This is a genomic window from Promicromonospora sp. NPDC023805, from assembly GCF_040639635.1.
Taxonomy (GTDB): Bacteria; Actinomycetota; Actinomycetes; order Actinomycetales; family Cellulomonadaceae; genus Promicromonospora.
Map to the genome: position 1 here is coordinate 17,971 of NZ_JBFAAH010000012.1, position 24,026 is coordinate 41,996.

The window sequence follows — 24,026 nt, forward strand, 5'->3', positions numbered from 1 at the left end:
GGTGGGTCAGTGCCGCGTGTTCTTGCGGCGGAGCACGTCGATCCCGACCGCGATGGCGATGACGAGCCCGATGACCACCTGCTGCCAGAACGACGACACGTTCAGGAGGTTGAGGCCGTTGCGGATGACTGCCAGGACCAGTGCGCCGATGAGCGTGCCCGAGACCTTGCCGACACCGCCGGCGAGGGAGGCACCGCCGATGACGACGGCGGCGATCGCGTCGAGCTCGTAGCCCGAGGCGGCCTGCGGCTGGGCCGAGTTGAGCCGGCCGGCGAGCAGCATGCCCGCGAGCGCGGCGTAGACGCCGGCCAGCGCGAAGACCGTCACGAGGACCTTGCGCACCCGGATGCCGGACAGTCGCGCGGCCTCCACGTTGCCGCCGACGGCGTACATCTCTCGTCCGACGACGGTGCGGTTGAGCACGAACGACGCGATCACGCCGGTGACGACCAGCACGAGGATCGGGACCGGTACACCGCCAAGGCGTGAGCCGAGGAAGGACACCTCGGGGGACGTGGCGATGGGCCGCCCGTCGGACAGGACGAGGGTCAGGCCGCGGGCCACCGACAGCATCGCCAGGGTGGCGATGAACGAGGGGAGCCGGCCGAACGCCACACCGAGCCCGCTGACGGCGCCGGCGAGCGCGCCGGTCGCGAGGCCCGCGACGATCGACATCCACCCGGGCAGACCGGCCGACGTGAAGATCCAGGCCGAGCCCATCGCCGACAGCGCGGCCACCGAGCCGACGGACAGGTCGATCCCGCCGGCCACGATGACGAACGTCATGCCGAACGCCAGGACCGCGATGGTGGACGCCTGGATCCCGATGTTGACGAGGTTGGGTCCGGTCAGGAACGCGGGCGTGGCGATGTACAGGGCCAGGCACAGCACGAGGAGGCCGACCAGGGCCCCGTTGCCGGACAGGAGGGAGCCGAGGGCAGAGCGCACCGAGCGCTGCTTCGCCGGTGCGGCGGTAGTGGTGGTCATCGGTCCGTTCCTTCTGTGGTCGCTGCGTTCGTGTGGTCTTCGGCCTCGCGGTTGACGTCGCGCACGGCGAGTGCCATGACGCGGTCCTGGGTGGCGTCCTCGCGAGCGAGCTCGCCCGCGAGGCGGCCCCCGCTCATCACGAGGACCCGGTCGCTCATCCCGAGCACCTCTGGCAGGTCGCTCGAGACCATCACGACGGTCCCGCCGGCGGCGGTGATGGCGTTGACGGCCTCGTAGATCTCGACCCGCGCGCCGACGTCGACGCCGCGCGTCGGCTCGTCGAGCAGCAGGACCCTGGAACCGGCGAGTGTCCAGCGGGCGAACACTGCCTTCTGCTGGTTGCCGCCGGACAGGTCACGGACCGGCTGGTCGATGCCGCTCATGCGGATGCGCAGCCGCTCCGCCACCTGGCGTGCCCGGTTCCGCTGACCGCGCCGGTCCGCCAGGCCTGCGCGGGCGGTGCTGCCGAGCGTGGCGTATCCGATGTTCTCGTTCACCGACGCGTCGAGCACGAGGCCCTGCGCCTTGCGGTCCTCCGGGACCAGGCCGATACCGGCGGAGATCGCCGCCGGGATGCCCCGGCGCGGTACCGGTCTGCCCGCTACCCGCACCTCTCCGGAGGCATAGGAGTCCGCCCCGGCGATGGCGCGCAGCAGCTCCGTGCGTCCGGCGCCGACCAACCCGGCGATCCCGACGACCTCGCCGGCCCGCGCGGTCAGGCTGATGTCGCGCAGCCGGTCGCCGCTGCTCAGCCCGTCGACCTGGAGCAGCACCTCGTCCGGCCCGTCGTAGTCCCGTCGCCGCGGGTAGTGGTCGGTGATGTCCCGGCCGACCATGAGCCGCACGAGCTCGTCCTCGTCCGTGGCCGCCGGTACCTCCGCTACCAGCGTGCCGTCACGCAGCACGCTCACGGAGTCGCCGATCCGCCCGATCTCCTCGAGATGGTGGCTGATGAAGACCATCCCGACGTCGGCGGCGCGCAGCTCCTCGACGACCCCGAAGAGCGCGTCGGTCTCGTCGCCGGTGAGCGCCGCCGTCGGCTCGTCGAGGATCAGGATGCGGGCCTTCGTGCTGAGGGCCTTGGCGATCTCGACGAGCTGCTGACGCGCGATGCCGAGCTCGCCGACAAGCGTGTCGACATCGAGGTCGAGCCCGATGCGGGCGAGCGCGTCGCGCGCGGTGCGGCGCACCGCGCGACGGTCCAGAAGACCCGCCCGGGAGGGCATCCGGCCGAGCACGATGTTCTCCGCCACCGACATGGTCGGTACGAGGTTCAGCTCCTGATGGATCGTCGCTATCCCGAGGGACTCCGCGGTGCGCACGTCGGACAGCACGACCGGACGACCGTCCACGACGACACGACCGCCGTCGGGCTGATAGATCCCCGACATCATCTTGATGAGGGTCGACTTGCCGGCGCCGTTCTCGCCGAGAAGGACCTGGACGTGGCCGGGCCGGACGTGGACCGTGACGTCGTCGACGACGGTGACCGGGCCGAACTTCTTGGTGACGTGCTCCAACGAGAGCACCGGATCCGCGGTCATCACTGCCTTCCTGCCGGGTGGGGGACGGAACCCGCTCCGGGAGCCGGTCCGGTGGACTCGCGCACGACCAACGACGACTCCAGGACGACCGACCGAGCCGGGCGGCCGTCCAGGACCTCGCGGATCAGATCGACCGCAAGGGCGCCCATGCGCGCGGGATCGTGCGCGACGACGGTGAGCTGCGGGCTGAACCAGCGGAACGCGGCGACGTCGTCGTACCCGACGACCGACAGGTCGCTACCCACCCGGATGCCCCGTTCGCGCAGCACCTCCAGCACGCCGAACGTCATGAGCGAGTCCGCGGCGAGCACCGCCGTTGGCGGTTGGGCCAGGTCCAGGAGCTGGTTCGCGGCCCGTGCACCACTGGTCACCTGGAAGTCGCCCAGGTGCACCAGGTCGGGATCGTCGTCCAGACCGTGCTCCGCGATCGCCTGCCGGAACGCCTCGAGGCGCTCGCGGCCCGTCGACGTCTCCTGGGGCCCGGCGACGAGCCCGATGCGGTGGTGCCCGAGGCCGGCCAGGTGAGCGACCGCAGCGGTGATGCCGGAGCGGTTGTCCGAGGTGACGCTCGGTACGTCGACCCCGTCGATCGTGCGGTCAACGAACACCACCGGCACCCCGAGCGTGAGCACCTCGCGCAGCGAACCTGCCCCGTCGCCCTGGGGGGCGACGATGATGCCCGCGACCCGCTGCGACAGGAGGAGGTCGAGGTACAGGTCCTGCTGCTCCGTGCTCTCGTTCGCGTTGCACAGGAGAGTCGCGATCCCGGACTCGAGCGCGTGCTGCTCGGCATTGTGCGCGATGTCCGCGAAGAAGGGGTTGCGCACGTCCGACAGGAGCAGGCCGATCGTGTTCGTGTGGTTCGTGCGCAGCGAGCGCGCCTGCGCGTTCGGTCGGAAGCCGAGCCTGCGGGCCGCCTCGGTCACGCGGGTACGCGACTCCTCGGACGTGGCCGGGTGCCCCGACAGCACGCGCGACGCGGTCGCCGCCGACACACCTGCTTCGGCCGCCACGTCATGGATGGTCACCGCGCGCACTACCAGCCTCCTTGCCGCACCCGTGGCCCGACGTCGTTTGTCGGGAGTGACGAGTTCATGGAACCGATTCCATGGAACCGATTCCACGAACCTACGAGCGGATCGCCCGGATGTCAACAAACCATCGGGGCGATGCGGCAGCCGTTCGGCAGGCATGGTCCTATGTCCCGTCGTGACGTAGGCTTCGATCATTGCAGTTGCTTCGTTTGCTTCGACTGGAGGTTCGTCATGTTGGTAGCGATGCCTTTCGTTCCGGACCCGTCCGATGCGGAGCTGGCACAGTCCGCCCTCCGCGACCTGACCGCCGCCCTGGGCAAGGAAGGACCGGTCCACCTGCGGTTCGCGGAAGGGGCCGACGTCGTCGTGCCGCGCTCGGCGCTGACTGCACTGACGCAGATCCTGTCGACCTTCGCCGAGGGCGAGGGGGTCACGGTGCTGCCCGCGCAGGCGGAGCTGACCACGCAGCAGGCCGCGGATGCGATGAGGGTGTCGCGCCCGTACCTCATCGGGCTGCTCGAGTCCGGGAAGATCGCCTACCGCACGGTCGGCACCCACCGGCGCGTGCCGGCGGCTTCGCTCGTGGCATATATGCGCGAGGACGAGGCCAAGCGACGAGCGATCGCCGACGAGCTGGCAGCCGAGACCCACGACCTCGGCTTCGCCTGATGCGGATCGCCCTCTACGACGCGAACGTCCTCTACCCCTCGACTCTCCGCGACGTCCTGATCCGCGTCGGCATCGCACAGTTGGTCGTGCCCCGATGGACCGACCGGATCCTGGACGAGACCTTTCGGAACCTCAAGGAGGATCGTCCCGATCTCGATCCGGCGCGCTTGGACCGGACTCGGACATTGATGAACGGGGCGATCAACGACGTCCTGGTGACTGGCTATGAGCTCCGCATCGACGACATCGTCCTGCCCGACCCCGACGACAGGCACGTCGCCGCCGCCGCAATCCATGCGGGAGCGCAGGTGATCGTTACCAACGATCTCAAGGACTTCCCAGCCGCTGCACTCGAACCCCATGCGATCTCTGCCTGGCATCCTGACGTGTTCCTCCAGGACCTTTGCCGCGAGAACCTGGAGGCTCTAGTGCGGATCGTCAAGGAGATCGCGGCGGCATGGCGCAGGGACGCAGACACTGCCGCAGTACTCAAGAGCCTCGGAGTCGAGGCGCCGGACACTGCTGACAAGATCAGCCAGGCGCTTCTCTAAGGAAGAGAACCACATTGAGTTCACACGTCGCGGACGGCCCTGCTTCGTTGGGTCATCCGACGCATCACCAGTTGCCGAGGCGTTAGCGCAGGACGCTCATCAGGTCGCTCGATTCGATCGTCTCAGCGGGAGCGAAGCCGGTGCTGCCCATGTAGTCGAGCAGGCTCCTCCTGAACTGGCGGGCGGCCGCGCGGTCGCCCGAGGGGTCGAGGTTCAGTGAACTCACCACGATCTGGCCGCGCCCGACCCTCGCCTCGAACAGCACGCCGAGCCGCCGAGCTTCGAACCACGTGTCGATCGGCTGAACGAGCGGCTGCAGCCGCTGCGGGAGCTGGTCGAGCAGCATCGCCTTGGCGCCGTGCAGCAGCTCCCACCACTGCCAGTCGGTGGATCCCTCGGTGGGGAAGTGGCGGAACACGGGGTGCGCCGGGTCGTGCAGCAGGCCGAGGGTGTGGGGCGCCTGGCCCTCGGTCCACGCGGTGTTCCAGAAGGCCGGTGTGAAGCCGAGGGCGACGTCGTTCCCGATGCTCTCGGGGCCGAGCTCCAGCAGCACGGTGGCGCCGTCCCCTGCCTGTTCGAGCGCTTCGCCGATCTCGGTGGTGACCAGCACGGCGGCGGGCGTCTCGTGCTCGACGGCTGGGTACACCCACAGGTCCCAGTCGTTCCGGAAGGAGGCGCCGGCGGCGTCCGCCACGGAGACGACGAGCCTCACCTGCGCGGGCCCCGGGATGAGCCCCGCCGGGATGACCACCGGCCCGAACCGGGTGCCGTTGCCGATCGGGATGTGCGCACCCCGCGCGACGACGCCGGTGCCGAGCTCCACCCCGTCCGTACCCTCCGCACCGTCCAGGGCGAGGAGGCTCCAGGTCACGTCGGCGTCGAGCGGCGTCGGCCCGAAGTGCGCGACCTGGACCTCGAACTCGATCTCCTGGTTCGCGGTCCAGACCTTGCGCGGGAGCCGAGCGAGCGGGACGGTGGGCCCGCAGAACCGCGCGAACTCCTCGGCCGTGGAGTACCCCTTCGACTCCCAGAACGGGTTGAGGACGCCGACCAGGGCGGTGCCCTGTCCGGGGAAGTCGCTCAGGCCGAGCAGGTGGAAGCCGCCGAACCCCTCGGTGCGGAGCGCCGCCTCGATGTCCTCCTTGTAGCAGAGCAGCTGGAGCCTCCCCGAGGCATGGAGGAACGCCTCGGCCTGGTCCGCCATACCCGACTCCCGGAGGAAGTCGGCGAAGATGCCGAAGTTCCGCGGCTCCATGAGCCCCGTGTACCTCGAGGTCTCCGCGAAGTCGGGGTAGGCGCACCACTGACCGATCTCGTGGCTGATGATCGGGCGGGGACGCGACTGCACCCACTCGCGGTAGTCGGACTCGGTCTCCGGCGGGTGGCCGTTGAGCCGTGACTCCAGCCCCTCGCCCCACCGGTGCGCGCGGGGGTCCGGGATGTTGTCGAAGTCGTTCTCCGTGATGGCCGGCCAGCCGGCGCCGCTCGTGTACAGGCGCCGGGGGTCGTACGTCCGCCAGGTGTTGACCCACGCGGCGAGGAACTCGGCGTCCCGCCCGCCGGGCTCGTTGCCGTGCGCCATCATGATGAACGAGGGGTGGTTGCCGTACGCGTCGAGGATGCGGCGGGTCTCCTCGTACAGGAAGGCGTCGACCGGGCGGGCCTCGCCGAGCGCGGCGCCCTGGTTTGCCCAGACCGGGCCCTCCGCCTGGACGTAGAAGCCCGCCTCGTCGGCGGCCACGAACGCCGCCTCCGGCGGGCACCAGGAGTGGAAGCGCAGCAGGTTCAGCCCGTGGGCCTGGCAGACGGCGATGATGCGGCGCCAGGAGCCGACGTCGGTGGGCGGGTAGCCCGTCAGCGGGAAGACGCACGACTCGAGGGTGCCGCGGATGAAGGTCCGGCGGCCGTTGACCGTCACCTGCGTCTCCTCGACGCCCACCTCGCGCAGGCCGAAGACCGTGCGGGTGACGTGCCGGTGCTCGCTGCCGCGCACGTCGGTGACCAGCTCGACGGTCAGCTCGTACAGCGCCGGCTGGAACTCGTCCCAGGTCAGCGCGTCGTCGCCCAGCGGGAGCAGCACGTCGACGTGCGTACCGCCGGCGGTGAGGCCGCGTTCGGCCAGGTCGCGGCTGTGCCCGGCCTCGAACGTGGCGCTCACCGGTCCCGTCACGTGGTCGCCCGGAACGTTGAAACGCCGTGCAGTGACGCGGACACTACCGGTACCCGCGCCGCCGCTGCCCGCCGCGATGTCGACCTTGACCAGCGCGGACCTGGCCGCGACGTCGGGCACCACCCGCACCCGCCGGATGGTCACCTCCGGCTCCGCGGCAAGGGTGAGCGCGCCGACTATCCCGTTCCAGTTGCCCTGGGTGTGGTCGGAGATGCTGTGCGCGTTGGGCCCGACGTCGACCACCGTGCGGTTGTCCACGCGAATCGTGAGGAGGTGCCGGCCGGGGGAGAGGCGGCCGACGTCGAACCGGTGGGCGGTCGTGAGGCTGCGCTCGGAGCCGACCTGGCGCTCGTCCACCCAGACCGTCGACTCCCAGTGGACCCGCTCCAGGGACAGCACGACGTCGCGTCCCGCCCAGTCCGCCGGGACCTCCACCTCGCGCTGGAACCATGCGGCGCCGCGGAAGTAGACGCGCGGCTGGAGCCAGAAGGGCACCGCTATGTTGTCCGGCTCGCGGTACGGGGCGTAGCGCTCCTCGGTGAAGTACGACCGGTCGACGATGCTGCCGGTCCACGGGGTCTCCAGGCCGATCGGGTCGCCGAGGCCCTGGTGCTGGATCGAGCCCGGGAGGGCGACCGCCGGGGAGTCCTCGGGCAGGCCGGTGCGGAACCACTGCTCGAGCTCGCCCACGGCGTCCGGGTCCAGGGCGCAGCGCCACTGACCCGACAGATCGAGGGCCGAGCGGGCCTCGGGAACTATCTGCGGGCTAGCGGCGTCTGGGTCAGGCGCGTTCGGATCGGGCATGGACTCGACGGTGAGCATGGCACGACCATAGGTCGGCTCAGGCGGCCGCTGAAGGGACGATGCTCTGCACTTACCTGGACGATTCGCGGATAGTCGCCCGTTCTCTTCGAGGTCTAAGTTTCTCCGCTCTGAAACGCTTCAGAGCGGAGAAACTTAGACCTCGAAGGGGTCTTCGGCTACAGGTGCGTGCGTCAGCCGCGGCGGAAGAGCTGGGCGTCGAGGCCGTTGCAGGTGTACAGCGACAGGCGCGCGCCGTTGGCGGTGTCCCACTGGTAGTTGTCGAGGCAGGTCCCGCTGGTCCGGTTGCGCAGGGAGAACCAGCCGTTGCCCTGGTCCACGATCGACCAGTCCTGGTTGGGGTTGCCGTTGCAGGTCCACAGGCCGACGTCGGCGTTGAGCGCCGTCGAACCGTTCAGGTTGTCCAGGCACTTGCTCGCATGGAGGTTCTTGATGCGGTAGTAGCCGCCGGTGTAGCTGAACTCCCACTTCTGCGCCGTGGCGGTGCCGCACGTGGAGAGCCTGACCAGGGCGCCGTCGGCGGTGTTCCAGTTGTAGTCGTCGACGCACTTGTCGCTGTGCCGCCCACGGATGCCCGGCTGCCCGGAGCCGGTCGCCTGCGGCTGGCCGAAGAACGGGTAGCCGTCCGCCGCCCAGTACAGCTGCTGGACGCGGGTGTGCCGGTTGGGGTCGGTCAGGGCGTCCGGGTTCGGCGTCGCGTAGTCGCGGGCGTGGTAGACGAGGATGTCGGTCACGCCGTCCTCCGCGACCGTGAAGCTTCCGTGCCCGGGCCCGTGGACGCCGTTCGCCGTCTGGAAGACCGGCGTCGCCCGCTTGGACCATGACGACGCGGACAGCAGATTGGCCGACGCCGAGGCGGAGACCAGGCCGAGCTTGTACCGGGAGTCGGTGGCGGACGCCGAGTAGGCGATGAAGACGCGGCCGTTCTTCACTATGGGTGACGGCCCCTCGACCACGCCCGCGACGCCCTCCATCTCCCAGGAGTGGGTGGGCCGCGCGATCTCGATAGCGGAGGCGGTGTCGATGGTCGTCGGCGACGTCATCCGCGCCAGGTACATGTGGCTGTTGTAGTTCGTGCTGGGGCTGTCCTGCGCCCACGCGAAGTACCGGGTGCCGTTCAGGGTGAACGACGCCGGGTCGAGCTGGAACGAGTCCCAGCCCGTCGTCATGCGCTGCGGCGCCGACCACGTGCCCGTCGTCGGGTTCGCCGACGTGTTGCGTATCGAGTACAGGCGCTGTGCGAACCGCGACGAGTCGGGTGACGCCGAGAAGTACATGTACCAGGCGCCGTCGACGTACTGGATGTCGGGCGCCCAGATCCAGCCGCTCAGGTTGCCGCTGGACGGCGCGGTGAAGGCGGTGACCGGTGTGGCCGAGCCGAGGCCCGCGAGGGTCTGCGACCTGCGCAGCTCGACGCGCTTGTAGTCCGGCACGGACGCGGTCATGTAGTAGTAGCCGTCGGTGTGCTTGTAGATCGCCGTGTCGGCGCGCTGCTGCACTATCGGGTTGGGCACGTCGATGAACTGGGCGGACGCCGGAGCGGCGGGTACGAGGACGAGCGCCATGAGGACGGCGGTCGCGGCGGCGAGGGCCCGACGGCGCAGCCTGGCCAGCGGGACGGCAAAGGGTGACGGCACGGGATGACTCCTTTGTCATCGACATTGTGAGCGCTAACATCGCGAACTCTGCCTGAGCCGGGCCGTCCGGTCAAGACGCGGTTTCCCGCGCGCCCGTCAGGTCACTCGGCGGGCACGCCTGCCGGCTCGCCGTCCTGGAGGAGCTTGCCGTCCTGGAGGAGCTTGCCGTCCTGGAGGAGCTTGCCGTCCTGGAGGAACAGGACCCACTCGATCCACTGCGCACGGTCGGGCGAGCCCGCCCACTCGTGGACCAGCTCGACGTACGTCTGGTACTTGGCCGCTGGCTCCTTGCTTCCGGCCAGGTCGGTGACCGTCAGCCCGAGCGTGCCGTTGAGCGTGTGCCAGACGTTCTCGTCCAGGATGAGCGGCTGCCAGGCGCGCCCGTCCCGCCGTCCGGCGAACGCGAACCACTTGCTGAAGAACGACTCGCGGACGTAGAAGCCCGTCCGCCACGCACGGTGGGCCGCGGCCAGCTCGCTCGTGTCCTCGGCGGCCCGCAGGATCGTCGCCGTCCGCCGGAGATTATCCAGCAGCACCTCCGAACGCTCCAGCGCGTTGGCCGCGTTCTGGAAGCCCCGCTGCGACTTCGTGCCGTTTCCCCACGCCAGCACGAGGAGCCAGAGGGAGAGGACCTGGTCGTCGTCGGCCAGGTCGACGGCGTCGGCAAGATCGTTGATCGAACCGCGCGTGACCGACCGCCGTCCGGGGCCGACGGACGTCGTGGCGTCCTCGCGTTCGAGGGCCGCGCGCACGAGGTCCTCGCTGACGATGCCGTGGAGCCTGCGCGCCCACCGGTCCGGGTCGTACCTGACCGGCGTCTGACCCTGCCCCTCGCGGGACTCGAGGAGCGGAGCCAGTGCGGGTGGTGCCGGATATCGAGTCATGTGCTCGAACCTTTCCGTCGCAGGGTCCGTCGTTGGTCCCGTCGCAGGTCGCGGCGACCCGCACCCAGCATGTGGCTCCCGTCCGGGCTTGTCAGCACAGGTACCGGGTGAACCCGCACGCGGGCGACGCGGCGGCACGGACTATCATTCGCGTGACGCCCCCGCTGTCCTAGCCCACGCCTTTTCAGCTCACTCTGCGAGAACGAGAGCCTTGGTTCACAACGTCATCCCGGGCCGCACCGCCAGGGCCCGCGTGCGGGCTTCCGCCGGCACTGCCGCTACATACGCCGAGCGCCCGCTCGTGCCGCTCTGGGCGGCGCTCGCTCTCGCGATCGCCGGCGGGTTCGCGCTCGATGCCGCCTTCCCGTCGCTCGGGTGGTGGCCGCTCGCGTTCGTGGCCGTCCCGCTCGCGCTGGTCTCCCTCGTCGGACGGAGCCTGTGGGGCAGCGTGCTCGTCGGGGCGGCGTTCGGCGCCGCGTTCTACTTTCCGCATGTCTCGTGGGCGTCGCAGTTCCTCGGCGACGACCCCCTCGGCTGGGTGCCGTGGGTGGCCCTCGCCACGTTCGAGACGCTCCTCCTCGCGGTCTTCTCGCCCCTCGTCACGCTCGCCTACCGGTGGCTGCCGCGCTGGCGCGACACCGCCGCCGTCCGTCTCGTGGCGCTCCCGGCGCTCGTCGCCGGAGCGTGGACGGCGCGCGAGCTCGTGCTCGGCTCCTGGCCGTACGGCGGGTTTCCCTGGGGGCGGCTCGGGATGAGCCAGTCGGAGAGCCCGATCGCCCCCGTCGCGTCCTGGCTGGGCGTGTCCGGGCTCGGGTTCCTCATGGTCGCGCTGTGCGCCGGAGCGGTCGAGGCCGTCCGGTGGGCGGTTCGTGTCCGGCGGGAACGTGCCGAGCACGATGACCGCGCGGTCACGGCCGCCCGGTGGTGGGGCGCGGTGCCCGTGGCTGTGCTCGCCGTCGTCATGATCGTGGTGCCCCAGTTCCCGACCACCGACGCCGGAACCCTCCGGGTCGGTGCCGTGCAGGGCAACGGGCCCGCCGCGTACGCGGACGAGCGCGCGCCACTGGAGGTGCTGCGCTCGCAGCTGGACGCCTCGGCGGAGCTGGTGAGCGAGCGGGTGGACGTCGTCGTGTGGCCGGAGGGCGGCGTCGACAGCGATCCGGCGTCGAATGCGGCCACCGCCCGGACGCTCGACGCGGCCGCGGACGCCTACGGTGCGCCGATCGTCCTGAACGCGGCGTCCGAGGTCGGGGAGCTGGTCTACAACACCTCGTTCCTGTGGACGGCGGACGGCTCCGTCGCGACGCATGCGAAGCGGCATCCGGTGCCGTTCGGCGAGTACATCCCGGACCGGTGGCTGTACAGCGCGATAGTCCCCGACCTCGTCGGTCTCATCTCGCGCGGGTACACGCCCGGCGACGACTCACCGGTCTTCGACCTCGGGCGGGCGAAGGCGGGCCTGGCGATCTGCTTCGACGTCGCCTTCGACGACGTCATCCGCGAAGGGGTGTACGACGGCGCCCAGGTGTTCATGTTCCAGACGAACAACGCGGACTTCCGGGGCACCGACGAGAACCTGCAGCAGCGCGAGATCGCCCGCATGCGTGCGATCGAGACCGGCCGCAGCGTCGTCAACCTCTCGACCACCGGCACCAGCCAGGTGTTCGCCCCGGACGGGACCCTGCTCCGGACGCTCCCCTTCGACGAGGCAGGCCTCCTGGTCACCGACATCGAGCTGCGCGACGGCCGCACCGCTGGGGTCGTGCTCGGCCCGTGGATCCAGGGGCTGCTGTGGTGGGGAACGCTCCTGAGCCTCGCCGTCCTGGGATTCGTGACCCGGCGGCGGGTGACCGGCTGACCGGTCAGCCCGCCTCGTCCGCGGTGAGCGGTGCGTAGCGCACCTCGGTGACGTCGACGACGCCGTCGAGCGCCCGGAGCCCGACGACGCGCCCCGTGAACCCGCCGGCCACCTCCGTCGAGAGATACCGGCCGTCGAAACGGGTCAGCTCGTGCTCCGTCCCGTCGACGACGGCGGTCAGGCGCACGTCGTCCGGCCCGTTCGTCGTCGGGGCGAGCGACTCGGCCCGGAGCGTGAGCGAGGGCCCGGTCAGCGGCACGGCCGTGCCGTGCGGCGTCTCGAGCGGGCCGATGCGGACGACGGCGTGCACCTGGCCGGCGTCGGCGCGGATCTCGCACCAGTGGGTGTCGTCCAGACGCAGCACGAGCGCGCCCGAACCGTGCCCCAGGCCGAGGTCTGCCTCGAAACGCCACGCGGGATCGAGCGCCCGTGCGGTCAGGGCGCCGACGTCGGCCCGCGGCCCGGTGCCCGGGCGGAGCCGGAGCCCGCCGTCGGGCCCGGGTGTGACGATCTCGGCCAGGCCGGCGCCGGGGGAGACCCAGCGCGGGTGCAGCCCGGAGCGGTCGAACGTGTCCGCGTACGACGTGTCCCGCACCGGCACGTCGTAGCGGTCCTCGTCGACGACCGGCCAGTCGTCGACCCAGTTGATGCCCGCGAGGAAGGTCTCGCGGCCGTTGACGTGGAACATCGGCGTGTAGCCGCGCGGGCGCACGGCCAGATACACCACTGACCAGGTGCCGTCCGGGTTCTCGACGAGGTCGGCGTGGCCGGTGTTCTGGACCGGGTGGGTGGTGCTGCGGTGGCTGAGCACCGGGTTCACCGGTGCGCCGGTGTAGGGACCCTCGGGCCGGGTCGCGCGCGCCACCGAGACGCTGTGGCCGCGCTCCGTGCCGCCCTCGGCGATGAGCAGGTACCAGTAGTCGCCGCGCCGGTACAGGTGCGGTGCCTCGGGGTGCGCGAGGCCGGTCCCGCTCCACAGCCAGCGGGGCTCCTCCAGGGCGATCCCCTTCTCGAGGTCGACGCGCACCTGGGCGATCCCCACACCGTCCGGGCCGGAGGAGCAGTAGGTCACGAAGCACGTGCCGTCGTCGTCCCAGGCGAGGTCGGGGTCGATGCCGTGCAGGCCCTCGAGGTACGTCGGCGCGCTCCAGGGGCCCGCGGGGTCGTCGGCGGAGACGACGAGCTGCCCGGAGGGGCCGGTGACGTCGGTGGTGATCAGCCAGAACCGGCCGTCGTGATGGCGCAGGGTCGGGGCGTACACACCCTGGCTGGAGCCGGCGCGCCCGGCCAGGAGCTGCTCCGGGCGGTCGAGGATGTTCCCGACGAGCGTCCAGGTCAGTAGGTCGCGGCTGTGCCACAGCGGGACCCCCGGCGCGTACTCGAACGACGAGTTCGCCAGGTAGTAGTCGTCGCCCACCCGGCATACCGTGGGGTCGGGGTGGAAGCCGGCGATGATCGGTGCGACGTTCATGGAGCAGGGTCTACAGCATCACGTCTGGTGTGTCGAACGTGGCCGCGCGCCCGGCGCGTAGAACCAGCCGTGGAACCTCGAACGCGCGGGCTGGGGGAGTACCGCGGCGATCGCCACCATCGCCTTGGCCTGCAGGCCGGTGGCCACCTCGGCCCGGCCCTCCAGGAGGGCGTCGACCGCCCGGCGGGCCACCATCGCCGGGTTGGTCTTGGGCGCCCGCCCGATGTGGGTGCGCTCCATCTCGGCCGCGCGGAAGAACGGCGTCCGGGTCCCCGAGGGCAGTACCGAGGTCACGGTGACGCCGGTGCCCGCGAGCTCATGGCGCAGCGACCAGGCGAACGAGCGGGCGAACGCCTTCGACGCGGCGTACGTGCCGAAGAGCGGGGCGGGCATCGTCGCGGCGATCGACGACGTGACGAGGATCCGTCCGGTACCCGCCGCGACCAGGTCGGGGACGACGAGGTGCGCGAGGTGCACCACCGAGCGGACGTTGAGGTCGACGAGCCGCAGCTCGTCCTGCAGCGGCGTGTGCCGGAACGGCCCGTGGACGCCGACACCCGCGTTGAGCACGAACGTCCGCACCCCGAGCTCCCGCGCGCGGGCTGCGGCGGCCTCGACCCCCGCGGGCAGGGCGAGATCGACCTCCAGGCCGGTCACGCGGGTGTCCGTGTGCCGGGCGAGCTGGCGCACGGCCTCATCGACGCCGCGTTCGGCGACCACGAGCACCTCATGGCCTCGTTGCAAGAGCTCGCGGGCCATCGCGAAGCCGATGCCGCTGGACCCGCCGGTGACCAGGGCAGCGTCGGGCCGGGCGGGTGAGTCGTCGTCCACGTGCTGGGTCATCGGGCGCTCCCTCGCTCCGATCCGCTCCTGGTCTCGAAGCCGTCTGCCGACGATAGGCAGGATGCACGCCACCCGCACGCGGCAGTACCCAGGGCCGCGGACCGGGCCGGTTGCCAGTGCCCGCGACCTGGCTAGAGTCAGATCATGGTGACCGTCACGCGGGCCGCTCGATGCACTCCCGACGCGGTGCTGCGCGTGCTCGCCGACGGCTGGTCCTACTCGACGTGGGTGGTCAGCACGGCGCGTGTCCGCGCGGTCGACCCGACGTGGCCTGAGCCGGGAACGCGCATCCTGCACTCAGTGGGCCTGTGGCCCGCTCTGCTCGACGACGAGACGGTGGTCCGCGCCTGGGACCCGGAGCGGTCGATAGAGCTGCAGGCCAGGGGCTGGCCAGCGGGCGAGGCGCGCGTGCTGATCGAGGTGGAGCCGGCGGGGGACGGGTGCAGGATCCGGGTCACGGAGGATGCGGACAAGGGACCCGGCACGCTGGTGCCCCGGCCGGTGCGCAGTGCGGTGATCCGGCCGCGCAACGTCGAGACGCTGCGGCGGCTCGCGCTCATCGCGGAGCGGCGGGCCCCCGAGCAGCTCCAGCGCTGACCTGGGAGCGCCGCACGAAGCGGCGTCCGCTCACACGTTCCGCAGCAGTCGTCCCCACGCGCTGCGCACGAGCGCCCGGGGAAGCGCGCCCCACGGGCTCGCCGCGGCCAGCGCGACGCGCGCGGCGTTCCACCCGCATGCACCGTGCACGCCGCCGCCCGGATGGGCCGACGCGCTCGCGAGGTACAGCCCCTCGACGGGCGTCTCGGGCCTGCCGAGCCCGGACGTGGGCCGGAAGATCAGCTCCTGGTGCACGGCCGACGTCCCGCCGTTGACCGCACCGCCGACCAGGTTCGCGTCCGCCGCCTCGAGGTCCGCCGGGCCCTGGACGGACCTGCCGACCACGGTATCCCGGAAGCCGGGGGCGACGCGGTCGAGGGCGTCCTCCATGCGGTCCACCTGGTCGGCGACGGCGTCCGGGGTCCAGTCGATGCCGTGGGGCACGTGCGAGTAGGCCCATGCGGACTCGGTGCCGCGGGGGGAGCGGGTCGGGTCCGACGTCGTCATCTGGCCGAGGACGAGGAAGGGACGCTCGGGGACCTCGCCCTTCGACAGCGAGGCGGCGACGTCGACGAACCCCCGGCGGTCCACGCCGAGGTGCACCGTCCCGGCGCCGCGCGCCCCCTCGGCGGTCCAGGCGAAGGGGTGGTCGAGCGCCCAGTTCACCTTGAACGTCGGGTGGTCCCACTGGAACCGGTAGAGATCGCGCACGAGGCGGGGCGGCAGGTGCTCGATGCCCACGAGGTCCCGGTACAGGGCAGGGGCGGTGACGTCGGCGAGCACGGCCCGCCGGGCGCGGACGAGCTCGCCGTCCGCCGTCCGGACGCCGACGGCCCGGCCCCGCCCGACCAGCACCCGGTCGACGCGGGTGCCGGTGACGATCTCCCCGCCGCCCGCGCGGACCCGCGCGGCGAGCGCGTCGGCGAGCGAACCGGCGCCGCCCACGGGTACGGGGAAGCCGACGTCCTGGCCGAGCATCGCCAGCAGCCAGCCGAACAGGCCGCTGCCTGCCGCGTCCGGCGGGACGTCGGAGTGCATGGCGTTGCCCGTCAGCAGGAGCCCGCCGCCCTCGCCCCGGAACGTCTCGTCGGCGAGCCGCCGCACGGGCAGGACGGCGAGGCGGCCGAGGTCCAGCGCCCCGCCGACGCCCAGCCGGCTCAGCAGGCGCAGCGCCGGCCCGGCGGCGGGCAGCGTGCTGAAGAGCGCGTCGAGCAGGGGGTCGCGTATGCGCTCCCACCCCGCGAACATCTGGAGCCACGCGTCGCCGTCGCCCGGGCTGAGCTCGTCGAGGCCCGCTGCGGTGTCCTTGGGGTCGGCGTGCAGCACGGCGGCGCCGCCGTCGTCGAGCACGTGGGCGAGGACCGACGGCGCACGCGACCAGGCGAGCCCGTGCTCCTCCAGGTGCAGGTCGCGGATCACCGGGGAGCCGGCCGCGAGCGGGTAGAACGCGCTGAACAGGTCGGTGCGGAAACCGGGCGCCGCGACCTCGGCGGTGCGCACAGCGCCGCCAGGAGCGTCCTGCTCCTCGAGCACCAGGACGTCCCAGCCCGCGTCGACCAGGGCGTTCGCCGCGACCAGGCCGTTGGGGCCCGCGCCGACGACCACCGCATCGACGGTCCTCACCACTGCTCGGGCACCTGCTCCGTCATCGGCCCGGCCACCACGGCGTCCTGCATCGGCTCCTCCGTCGACTTCTCGATCGGCTGCTCCATCGATCCCGCTCCAGCCTGCCCAGGATCGGTCCCGGTCGCCAGCGCTCCCGAACCTGCGGGGTCAGGGGAGCACCGCGGTCTCGGCCGCGGCGAGGGCCAGCAGCACCACGCACACCACCGCGACGCACATGCTGAGGCCGAACGGCGCGCGGCTGTGGGGTCGGGCGAGGGCCGTGAGACCCGCGGCCAGCGCGAGACCCACCGCTACCGCGCCGCCGACCCAGGCGGCCGGGCCCGGTGTCCCGCCCGGGCCGATGACGACCACGGCGACGGCGGCGACCAGCAGGCACGGGGCCAGCACCCCGGACGCGCGGCGGCCGAGCCGGTGCGGCAGGCCCCGGACGCCCGTGGCGGCGTCGTCCTCCAGGTCGGGCAGGGTGTTCGCGACGTGCGCCCCGGTCCCGAGCAGCGCGGCGGCGGCGACCGCCCAGACCGCCGGGACCCGCGGGCCGGGCGCGGCGAGCACCACGAAGACCGCGAGCAGCCCGAAGGACAGCGCGTACGGCAGCCAGGACCACACCGTCGCCTTGAGCCGGGCGTTGTACGCCCACGCGCCACCCACCGCCACCAGGTGCGCCGCTCCGGGAACGACGCCCAGTGCGAGCGACGCGACGACGCAGATCGCGAGCGCCGCGAACGCGGCGCCGCGCAGGGTGCGGGCGGTGACGAGCCCTGCCACCACGGGCTTGCCGGTGCGTCCGACAGCGGTGTCGCGCTCGGCGTCGATCCAGTCGTTGGACCAGCCGACGGAGAGCTGGCCGGTTCCGACCGCGACCGTGACCAGGGTGACGATGAGCCAGCCGGAGCCGAGGGCCGCGGCGAGGGCGGCGGCCAGGCCGGTCACGACGGCGGCCGGTGCGGCGTGGCTCGCGAGCACGAGGCCGCGTGCCAGGCGGCGGGCGTTCTTGCCGGACGTCATGTGCGGCACGCTATCCGCCCGGCCGGATGCTCGCCGCGCGGGTGACCGGGTCCTGCGTGACGATGCTGAGATGTCCTGTGTTGTCGCGGTCGAGCCCGTTCTGCCCGAGCACGTCTACACCCAGGAGGCGATCACCGACGTCGTCGGGCCGCTGGTTGCGCCCGACCCGGCACGGACCGCCGTGCTGCGCCGCCTGCACGCGAGCGCCGGCGTGGACCACCGGCACCTGGCGCTGCCACTGGAGGAGTACGCGGGCCTGCACTCCCTGGGCGCCACCAACGCCGTCTTCATCCGTGAGGCCGCCCTGCTGGCCGAGCGTGCGTGTCGCCAGGTGCTGGCCGCCGCCGGGCTCCGGCCGGAGGACGTCGACCACGTCTTCGCCACCTCGGTGACGGGGGTGGCCGCGCCGTCGCTGGACGTGCTGCTCTCGGAACGGCTTGGTCTGCGCAGCGACGTGCGGCGCACACCCTCGTTCGGCCTCGGGTGCGCGGGCGGCGCAGCCGGGCTGGCGCGCGTGCACGACCACCTGCTGGGCAGGCCGGGCGACGTGTCCCTGCTGGTGTCGGTGGAGCTGTGCTCCCTGACCCTCCAGCACGGCGACGACTCGACGGCCAACATGGTGGCATCGGGCCTGTTCGGCGACGGCGCGGCGGCCGCCGTCGTCGTCGGTGCGGAGCATCCGCTCGCGGGGCCGACGGCGGCTGCGGACTCGGCCGGCCGGGCGGCGCGCAGTGCGGGGCGCAGAGCGACCGTGGTCGACACGCGCTCGCGGCTGTACCCCGGCACCACCGAGGCGCTCGGCTGGGAGGTGCGCGACACCGGGTTCGCGATAGTGCTCTCCGCCGGGCTGCCGGACCTGCTGGGCGCGCATCTGCTCGCCGACGTCAAGGGGCTGCTCGCCGAGCACGGCCTGAGCCCGGGGGAGATACCGACCTGGGTGGTGCACGCGGGCGGTCCGCGCGTGATCGACGCGGTGCGCGACGCGCTGGGGCTTCCCGAGGACGCCGTCCGGGAGAGCCGGGAGAGCCTCGCCTGCGCGGGTAATCTCTCTTCCGCGTCGGTGCTCGACGTCCTGGCCAGGACCCTCGCGCATACCGACTCCCCACCGGGCTCACCGGCCGTGCTCATGGCCTTCGGTCCTGGTGTCTCGTGCGAGCTCGTACTGTTGAAGCTGGAGGACCGCTGATGCTGGGTTTCTATGTGTTCCTGGTGGGGGCGACGGCGGTCGAGCGCCTCGCCGAGCTGGTCGTGTCGGCCCGCAACGCGCGCTGGTCGTTCGAGCGCGGCGGCGTCGAGTCGGGGCGGGGGCACTTCCCGGCGATGGTGGTGCTGCACAGCGGGCTGCTGGTGGCATGCGTCGCTGAGGCGGTGCTCGCCGACCGGCCGTTCCTGCCGTGGCTCGGCTGGCCGATGCTCGTCCTCGTGCTGGCGAGCCAGGCGCTGCGCTGGTGGTGCGTGACGACGCTGGGGCACCGGTGGAACACCCGCGTCATCGTGGTCCCGGGGCTGCCGCTCGTGTCCGGCGGCCCGTACCGGTGGATCCGCCACCCCAACTACGTGGCGGTAGTGGTCGAGGGCATAGCGCTGCCACTGGTGCACACCTCCTGGGTCACGGCGCTCGTGTTCACCGTGCTGAACGCGGTGCTGCTGGCGCGGTTCCGCATCCCGGCCGAGGAACTGGCGCTCCGGTCGGCCGTGGGCGGGAACGCGGTGACGTGACCGGCGATATGGCTGGTGACGTCGTTGGCGAGCTGGACGCGGACGTCGTCGTGGTGGGCGCCGGTCCGGTAGGGCTGGCGGCGGCGGTCCACGCGCGAGCGGCCGGGCTCGACGTGCTGGTCGTGGACCGGCGGACCGGCACCCTCGACAAGGCGTGCGGCGAGGGGCTGCTCCCGGGTGCCCTGCGCGCGGTGCAGGCGCTCGGCGTCGACCCGCCGGGCCAGCCGCTCGCCGGGATCAGCTACCGGGCCCCCGGCCGGCACGCCGACCACCGGTTCGCCGCCGGTCCGGGCCGCGGCGTCCGGCGCACCGCGCTGCACGAGGCGCTGTCGAAACGCGCCGCCGACGTCGGTGCGCAGCTCCTGCACGGCAGGGTCACGGCGCTGCGGCAGGACGCCGGTGGCGTCGAGGTCGAGCTGGTGCCGGGCGGCGCCGGTGGTGTCGTCGGTCGGGGGAGAGATCCGCTGACGTTGCGGGCCGGCTGGGTGCTCGGCTGCGACGGCCTGCACTCCACCGTCCGCAGGCTGGCTGGGCTCGACGTCGTCCCCGGGCGCCGCGCGGACCGTCCGGCGGCCAGCCGTTACGGTCTCCGCCGGCACTTCCAGGTCCCGCCGTGGAGCGACCTCGTCGAGGTGCACTGGTCACCGCACGCCGAGGCCTACGTGACGCCGGTTGGTCCGGATACCGTGGGCGTCGCGCTGCTCGGGCCTCGATCGGTGAGCGGTGCGGGCTTCGACGCGCTGCTGCGCTCGCAGTTCCCGGAGCTCAGTGCACGCCTCGCCACTGCGACGACCGCCGGTTCGCTGCTCGGCGCGGGCCCGCTGCGCCAGCGGTCGCGACGGCGTTCGGCCGGGCGCGTGCGGCTCGTGGGCGACGCCTCGGGCTACGTCGACGCCCTGACCGGCGAGGGAGTCCGGGTGGGGCTCGCGCAGGCGGAGGCCGCCGTCCGGCATCTTGAGGACGCCGGGGCGTACGAGCGCGCCTGGCGGACGGCGACCCGCGACTACCGCGCGCTGACCACCGGCCTGCTCGCCTGGGCCTCGAGCCCTGCCCGGCGAGCGATCGTGCCCGCGGCGGAGCGGGCTCCGTGGCTCTACGGCGCGGTGGTCGAGCGGCTGGCTCGTTGACCGCATGACCGGCCGGACGACCCCAACCGCGGGCCTTCCCGGTCAGTGCCGGGCGTTCACCGCCTCCAGCGCATTCTTGTACTCCTTGAGGTCGGCCCTCGTCGTGCCCGCGTCGAGGCGCGCGGCCTCGATGGCGGACAGCAGGTCGCCCACCGTGGTGCCCCCGACGATCGGGTCCTCCAGGGAGACCGAGCCCGCCGCGACGTTGAGCCACACACCGAGCAGCTGCCGGTCGACGACGTCGACCCACTCGTCGTGGTGGGGCGCCCACAGCACCCGCACGGCCTCGTCCAGTGTGGTCAGGTCGACCACCTCGTCGAACACGTCGCTCTGCGCGCGCGTGGTGATGAGGAAGCACAGCAGCTCGTCGGTTGTGTAGTCAGGGTTCCTGACCTGGCGGTACTCCGACGACCAGTACCCGGCGCCGCGAGCCTCGGGCTCCGGCGTCGGCGGAGTGCCGGTCGGCGTGCCGTAGATCTCCAGCTCGTAGAGGGAGAAGCCCCACTGTGTCGCGCGCTCGGTGGCGTAGAGGCGCACATGCTGGCCCGTGCCCGAGAGGTCGATGTCGTCGAAGAAGCCGTCACCGTTGATGACGGTGTGCACCGTGGTCCAGGTCTCGCCGTCCGGCGACGTCTGGATCTCGTACCCCGACGCGAACGCCGTCTCCCAGTCGATCACGACGCGGCTGAGGTCGTAGCTCGCGCCGAGGTCCACCGCGATCCATTCCGGTTCGCTCCACTGGCTGCCCCAGCGGGTGCCGGCGTTGCCGTCCACCGCCATCTCGCCGGTGCGAGCGGGGTCGTCGATGCTGGACGTCGTCACCGGTCGGCCCAGCGCCAGCGACTCCTCGTCCTCTTCCTGGCACTGGTCACCGCCGTCCTCGGACAGGTAGCAGCGCAGGTACTGGTAGGACTCCGCGGAGGACTCGAACGACGGCGCGTAGTCCCACTCGTAGGTGTAGTACTCCACGTAGGGTTCGGCCGCGGCGATGATCGCCGGGAGGTCGATGTCGCCGTTGCCGAGGGCGACCTGCCTCGGGTCGCCCTCCGCGTTCACGTTCACGGCGTCCTTGATGTGGAGGAGCTCGATGCGGTCCCCGTACTCCTCGATCCACGCGGGGACGTCGATGCCGGCGTCCGCCGCCCAGCCGACGTCGAGCTGGAACGTGACGTAGCGCGGGTCGGTGTTCTCCTCGATGACCTGCCAGACGCTGACCATCGCACCCGTCTCCGGGTGCGGGTACCGGGTGGTGAACTCGCTCTGGTGGTTGTGTAGCACGATCTTGTTCGCGCCGTTCTCGTGCGCGTACTGGCCGAGCCGGTTGACGTACTCCGCGGTCGCGAGCGCTTCCTCGTAGGTGCCGTAGCTGCCGGCCATCCCGCCGGTCCCGATGTAGTCCTGGCCGAGTGCGACCGCGTAGTCGACTGTCTCGGGCCACGTGTCCCAGTCCGTGCTGCCGTGGCTCGAGGACACCTCGAGGTCGTGCCTGTCGAGGATCGCCTGGTAGTCGTCGACCGGCATCGAGTACGGCTGGCTGAACGGCTCGATGTTGGGGAAGCCGGCGTCGGCCACCTCGCCGAGCACCCGGTCGATCGTCTCGGGGGACGGCGTCCCGGAACCGAGCTCGTTGACGTGCGTGTACAGCTGGATGGAGATCTTGGAGTCGGGGAGCCCGTCATCCGCTCCACATGCTGCGGCTGCTGTGGTGGTCGTTGTGGGGGCGGCGACGGCGGAAGGGGCGGCGACGGCTGGGGCCGCGGCGAGCGTGCCCACGAGGAGCGCGCCGCCGGTCAACGCCGCGCTGACGCGTCGTGCGCCAGGCGAAGGGGAGGTCTGCATGGGTGCTCCGATCGACGACTCTGTCATTTATGGCGACAAACATGCAACTTTTGCCGCTATGGGTGCAAAAGGAGTCTGTGGGGCGACCGATACCGTGTCAAGAGCGGAGTGTTCGCTCGCGCGCGGTAACGAGACGTGTAGATCCAGCCCGATATCGTCACGCGGGACATGGACCGCCCAGCGAAGGGGATGCGATGAAGGCCGACCACTACGACGAGTTCGCAGCCAGCTACGACGCCGAGAATGCCGGGAGCCTGCTCAACGCCTGGTACGAGCGACCGGCCATGCTCCGCCTTGCGGGCGACGTGCGCGGCCACAAGATCCTTGACGCCGGCTGCGGCTCCGGACCGCTGTCCGCCGAGCTGCGTGACCGCGGTGCAGACATGACCGGGTTCGATGGCAGCCCCGCGATGATCGAGCTTGCCCGCCGCAGGCTCGGCGACGACGTCCCGCTGACCGTCGCTGACCTCACGCAGCCGCTGCCGTACGCGGACGACGCCTTCGACGACGTCGTCGCCTCCCTCGTCCTGCACTACTTCGAGGACTGGCACCCGCCGCTGACCGAGCTGCACCGGGTGCTCAAGCCCGGTGGCCGCCTCATCCTTTCCGTCAACCACCCGCTCATACGCCCCTTCCTCTACCCGGACGAGGACTACTTCGCCCTCCGGCAGTTCTCGGAGGAGTACGAGTTCGCGGGTCAGCCAGGGACGCTGACGTACTGGCACCGCCCCCTGCACGCGATGTCCGACGCCTTCGCCGCCGCGGGGTTCAGCATCACGTCCATGGCCGAACCCCCGCCTTCCCCGGACACGCCGTCCGAACTCCTTCCGCCACGTATCGCGAGCGGAGAGCGGACCGCCTTCGTGTCCTTTCTCTTCTTCGTCCTCGAAGCCCGCTGAGCCCCAGTCGTCCTGCTGCCTCACCGTCACGTCAGGAGGGCTGGACGCACCATCTGCACGCGGGATGGCGCGGGAGACTCGCCACGCATGACCCTGGGCCGCCTTCGCCTGCGAAGACTGGCGATTCGAAACTCGAAAGCCGCCTGCGCCGAGTACCGCTAGCTCAAGTGGAGTCGGTGCCGGGTCCAGAGCCGCGCGCCGCGGGTCGGTGCCTCTCGATGCGGGCTCGGGTACTCGACGGCAAGGCGGCGCCATTGGCCATAGATCGTTGCGGCGAACGCGGTGACAGCCTCCGGGGTCGCGCTGGGATGCCGCATGCCCCACGTATCCGACACGAGGTGTTCGGCCTCGGCTGGTTGGTGCCCCTCGCCGATCAGCCGGGGAATCAGCAGCGCGGCGTCGACCCACGGTGGTCCGGTCCGGGCCCAGGCCCAGTCGATCAGACGAACCTGGTCGCCGTGCACGAGCAGCGACGAACCCGGGGATCATGCCCTGGCAGGATTCTGTGGTTGCGGCAGGACCCCGCCAGTGCGGTGAAGAAGCTATCGCCCTCGTCGAACACGACGCCGAGGTGCCGGCCCACGGCCACCTGAGTGCTTCGCATCGTCCGGACGTGCCGGGCGGGCACGCGCCCTCGTTCCCGGGACTCCGACTCTGCGCGGCGCGGGCCGGTCTCGCGACGGGCGCGCGAGGTCGTGGATCGAGGAACCAGCCGTGCAAACCAGCACAGATGCGACTCGGCGC

General features: G+C 71.8%; 20 protein-coding genes. 8 read left to right on the forward strand and 12 right to left on the reverse strand.

Annotation, left to right across the window (positions count from 1 at the left end):
- Positions 1-6: 6 nt before the first annotated feature.
- The 3 genes from AB0F70_RS13515 to AB0F70_RS13525 are packed head-to-tail and all read right to left on the reverse strand — an operon-like array spanning position 7 to position 3,568.
- Entirely contained in the window at positions 7-987 is a 981-nt protein-coding gene (locus AB0F70_RS13515) for an ABC transporter permease (protein ID WP_357448705.1), read from the reverse strand.
- On the reverse strand, positions 984-2,531 hold the full coding sequence (locus tag AB0F70_RS13520) for a sugar ABC transporter ATP-binding protein (protein WP_357448707.1): 1,548 nt from the start codon (positions 2,529-2,531) through the stop codon (positions 984-986). Before AB0F70_RS13520 ends, AB0F70_RS13515 begins: the two co-directional genes overlap by 4 nt.
- Positions 2,531-3,568, reverse strand: a complete 1,038-nt coding sequence (locus AB0F70_RS13525; RefSeq protein ID WP_357448709.1) for a LacI family DNA-binding transcriptional regulator — start codon at positions 3,566-3,568, stop codon at positions 2,531-2,533. Before AB0F70_RS13525 ends, AB0F70_RS13520 begins: the two co-directional genes overlap by 1 nt.
- A gap of 240 nt (positions 3,569-3,808) precedes the next feature.
- On the opposite strand from AB0F70_RS13525, the gene AB0F70_RS13530 reads away from it, so the two are divergent.
- Positions 3,809-4,234 (forward strand): helix-turn-helix domain-containing protein, encoded by a 426-nt coding sequence (locus tag AB0F70_RS13530; protein WP_357448711.1) that lies wholly within the window; start codon positions 3,809-3,811, stop codon positions 4,232-4,234.
- Positions 4,234-4,785 (forward strand): PIN domain-containing protein, encoded by a 552-nt coding sequence (locus tag AB0F70_RS13535; protein WP_357448713.1) that lies wholly within the window; start codon positions 4,234-4,236, stop codon positions 4,783-4,785. Before AB0F70_RS13530 ends, AB0F70_RS13535 begins: the two co-directional genes overlap by 1 nt.
- An 82-nt stretch (positions 4,786-4,867) precedes the next feature.
- Here AB0F70_RS13535 and AB0F70_RS13540 read toward each other — a convergent pair whose 3' ends face one another.
- The 3 genes from AB0F70_RS13540 to AB0F70_RS13550 all read right to left on the reverse strand — a co-directional run bounded on the left by AB0F70_RS13540 (position 4,868) and on the right by AB0F70_RS13550 (position 10,298).
- Positions 4,868-7,777 carry a sugar-binding domain-containing protein gene (locus AB0F70_RS13540; RefSeq protein WP_357448715.1) on the reverse strand — a complete coding sequence of 970 codons (2,910 nt, stop codon included), beginning with the start codon at positions 7,775-7,777 and terminating at the stop codon, positions 4,868-4,870.
- A gap of 173 nt (positions 7,778-7,950) precedes the next feature.
- Complete coding sequence (locus AB0F70_RS13545; RefSeq protein ID WP_357448717.1) at positions 7,951-9,414, reverse strand: family 43 glycosylhydrolase; 1,464 nt, start codon at positions 9,412-9,414, stop codon at positions 7,951-7,953.
- A gap of 101 nt (positions 9,415-9,515) precedes the next feature.
- Positions 9,516-10,298, reverse strand: a complete 783-nt coding sequence (locus tag AB0F70_RS13550) for a hypothetical protein (protein WP_357448719.1) — start codon at positions 10,296-10,298, stop codon at positions 9,516-9,518.
- 211 nt (positions 10,299-10,509) lie between these two features.
- Between AB0F70_RS13550 and lnt the strand changes: the two genes are divergently transcribed.
- A complete protein-coding gene (gene lnt / locus AB0F70_RS13555) occupies positions 10,510-12,156 on the forward strand; it encodes an apolipoprotein N-acyltransferase (RefSeq protein ID WP_357448721.1) in 1,647 nt (548 codons plus the stop codon).
- A gap of 4 nt (positions 12,157-12,160) precedes the next feature.
- On the opposite strand, the gene AB0F70_RS13560 is transcribed toward lnt, so the two are convergent.
- Complete coding sequence (locus AB0F70_RS13560; RefSeq protein WP_357448723.1) at positions 12,161-13,627, reverse strand: family 43 glycosylhydrolase; 1,467 nt, start codon at positions 13,625-13,627, stop codon at positions 12,161-12,163.
- Positions 13,628-13,645: 18 nt separating this feature from the next.
- On the reverse strand, positions 13,646-14,470 hold the full coding sequence (locus AB0F70_RS13565; RefSeq protein ID WP_357448725.1) for an SDR family NAD(P)-dependent oxidoreductase: 825 nt from the start codon (positions 14,468-14,470) through the stop codon (positions 13,646-13,648).
- 144 nt (positions 14,471-14,614) lie between these two features.
- On the opposite strand from AB0F70_RS13565, the gene AB0F70_RS13570 reads away from it, so the two are divergent.
- Positions 14,615-15,067, forward strand: a complete 453-nt coding sequence (locus tag AB0F70_RS13570; protein WP_357448727.1) for an SRPBCC family protein — start codon at positions 14,615-14,617, stop codon at positions 15,065-15,067.
- Between the two features lie 30 nt (positions 15,068-15,097).
- On the opposite strand, the gene AB0F70_RS13575 is transcribed toward AB0F70_RS13570, so the two are convergent.
- Complete coding sequence (locus tag AB0F70_RS13575; protein WP_357448729.1) at positions 15,098-16,690, reverse strand: NAD(P)/FAD-dependent oxidoreductase; 1,593 nt, start codon at positions 16,688-16,690, stop codon at positions 15,098-15,100.
- A 150-nt stretch (positions 16,691-16,840) separates the two neighbouring features.
- Positions 16,841-17,698, reverse strand: coding sequence for a UbiA family prenyltransferase (locus AB0F70_RS13580; RefSeq protein WP_357448731.1), 858 nt, complete (start codon positions 17,696-17,698; stop codon positions 16,841-16,843).
- 70 nt (positions 17,699-17,768) lie between these two features.
- Here AB0F70_RS13580 and AB0F70_RS13585 point away from each other — a divergent pair, with 70 nt between their 5' ends.
- The 3 genes from AB0F70_RS13585 to AB0F70_RS13595 are packed head-to-tail and all read left to right on the forward strand — an operon-like array spanning position 17,769 to position 20,544.
- Positions 17,769-18,884: a 3-oxoacyl-[acyl-carrier-protein] synthase III C-terminal domain-containing protein gene (locus AB0F70_RS13585; RefSeq protein ID WP_357448733.1), complete on the forward strand. Its 1,116-nt coding sequence runs from the start codon at positions 17,769-17,771 to the stop codon at positions 18,882-18,884.
- Entirely contained in the window at positions 18,884-19,417 is a 534-nt protein-coding gene (locus AB0F70_RS13590; protein WP_357448735.1) for an isoprenylcysteine carboxyl methyltransferase family protein, read from the forward strand. The genes AB0F70_RS13585 and AB0F70_RS13590 overlap by 1 nt, the downstream gene beginning before the upstream one ends.
- Complete coding sequence (locus tag AB0F70_RS13595) at positions 19,414-20,544, forward strand: FAD-dependent monooxygenase (RefSeq protein ID WP_357448737.1); 1,131 nt, start codon at positions 19,414-19,416, stop codon at positions 20,542-20,544. The genes AB0F70_RS13590 and AB0F70_RS13595 overlap by 4 nt, the downstream gene beginning before the upstream one ends.
- 42 nt (positions 20,545-20,586) lie before the next feature.
- On the opposite strand, the gene AB0F70_RS13600 is transcribed toward AB0F70_RS13595, so the two are convergent.
- The gene (locus tag AB0F70_RS13600) at positions 20,587-22,383 is read right to left on the reverse strand and encodes a discoidin domain-containing protein (protein WP_357448739.1); all 1,797 of its coding nucleotides are present in this window, start codon (positions 22,381-22,383) and stop codon (positions 20,587-20,589) included.
- A gap of 194 nt (positions 22,384-22,577) precedes the next feature.
- Here AB0F70_RS13600 and AB0F70_RS13605 point away from each other — a divergent pair, with 194 nt between their 5' ends.
- Entirely contained in the window at positions 22,578-23,282 is a 705-nt protein-coding gene (locus AB0F70_RS13605) for a methyltransferase domain-containing protein (protein WP_357448742.1), read from the forward strand.
- 158 nt (positions 23,283-23,440) lie between these two features.
- On the opposite strand, the gene AB0F70_RS13610 is transcribed toward AB0F70_RS13605, so the two are convergent.
- On the reverse strand, positions 23,441-23,746 hold the full coding sequence (locus AB0F70_RS13610; protein ID WP_357448744.1) for a hypothetical protein: 306 nt from the start codon (positions 23,744-23,746) through the stop codon (positions 23,441-23,443).
- Positions 23,747-24,026: the final 280 nt, after the last annotated feature.

Excerpts from the sequence above, each read along its gene's own strand:
- AB0F70_RS13515 (WP_357448705.1), bottom strand. The coding sequence starts at position 987 with ATGACCACCACTACCGCCGCACCGGCGAAGCAGCGCTCGGTGCGCTCT.
- AB0F70_RS13585 (WP_357448733.1), top strand. The coding sequence starts at position 17,769 with ATGTCCTGTGTTGTCGCGGTCGAGCCCGTTCTGCCCGAGCACGTCTAC.
- AB0F70_RS13530 (WP_357448711.1), top strand. The coding sequence starts at position 3,809 with ATGCCTTTCGTTCCGGACCCGTCCGATGCGGAGCTGGCACAGTCCGCC.
- AB0F70_RS13560 (WP_357448723.1), bottom strand. The coding sequence starts at position 13,627 with ATGAACGTCGCACCGATCATCGCCGGCTTCCACCCCGACCCCACGGTA.
- AB0F70_RS13570 (WP_357448727.1), top strand. The coding sequence starts at position 14,615 with ATGGTGACCGTCACGCGGGCCGCTCGATGCACTCCCGACGCGGTGCTG.
- AB0F70_RS13535 (WP_357448713.1), top strand. The coding sequence starts at position 4,234 with ATGCGGATCGCCCTCTACGACGCGAACGTCCTCTACCCCTCGACTCTC.
- AB0F70_RS13600 (WP_357448739.1), bottom strand. The coding sequence starts at position 22,383 with ATGCAGACCTCCCCTTCGCCTGGCGCACGACGCGTCAGCGCGGCGTTG.
- AB0F70_RS13580 (WP_357448731.1), bottom strand. The coding sequence starts at position 17,698 with ATGACGTCCGGCAAGAACGCCCGCCGCCTGGCACGCGGCCTCGTGCTC.
- AB0F70_RS13550 (WP_357448719.1), bottom strand. The coding sequence starts at position 10,298 with ATGACTCGATATCCGGCACCACCCGCACTGGCTCCGCTCCTCGAGTCC.
- AB0F70_RS13520 (WP_357448707.1), bottom strand. The coding sequence starts at position 2,531 with ATGACCGCGGATCCGGTGCTCTCGTTGGAGCACGTCACCAAGAAGTTC.
- AB0F70_RS13565 (WP_357448725.1), bottom strand. The coding sequence starts at position 14,470 with ATGACCCAGCACGTGGACGACGACTCACCCGCCCGGCCCGACGCTGCC.
- AB0F70_RS13590 (WP_357448735.1), top strand. The coding sequence starts at position 18,884 with ATGCTGGGTTTCTATGTGTTCCTGGTGGGGGCGACGGCGGTCGAGCGC.
- AB0F70_RS13605 (WP_357448742.1), top strand. The coding sequence starts at position 22,578 with ATGAAGGCCGACCACTACGACGAGTTCGCAGCCAGCTACGACGCCGAG.
- AB0F70_RS13540 (WP_357448715.1), bottom strand. The coding sequence starts at position 7,777 with ATGCTCACCGTCGAGTCCATGCCCGATCCGAACGCGCCTGACCCAGAC.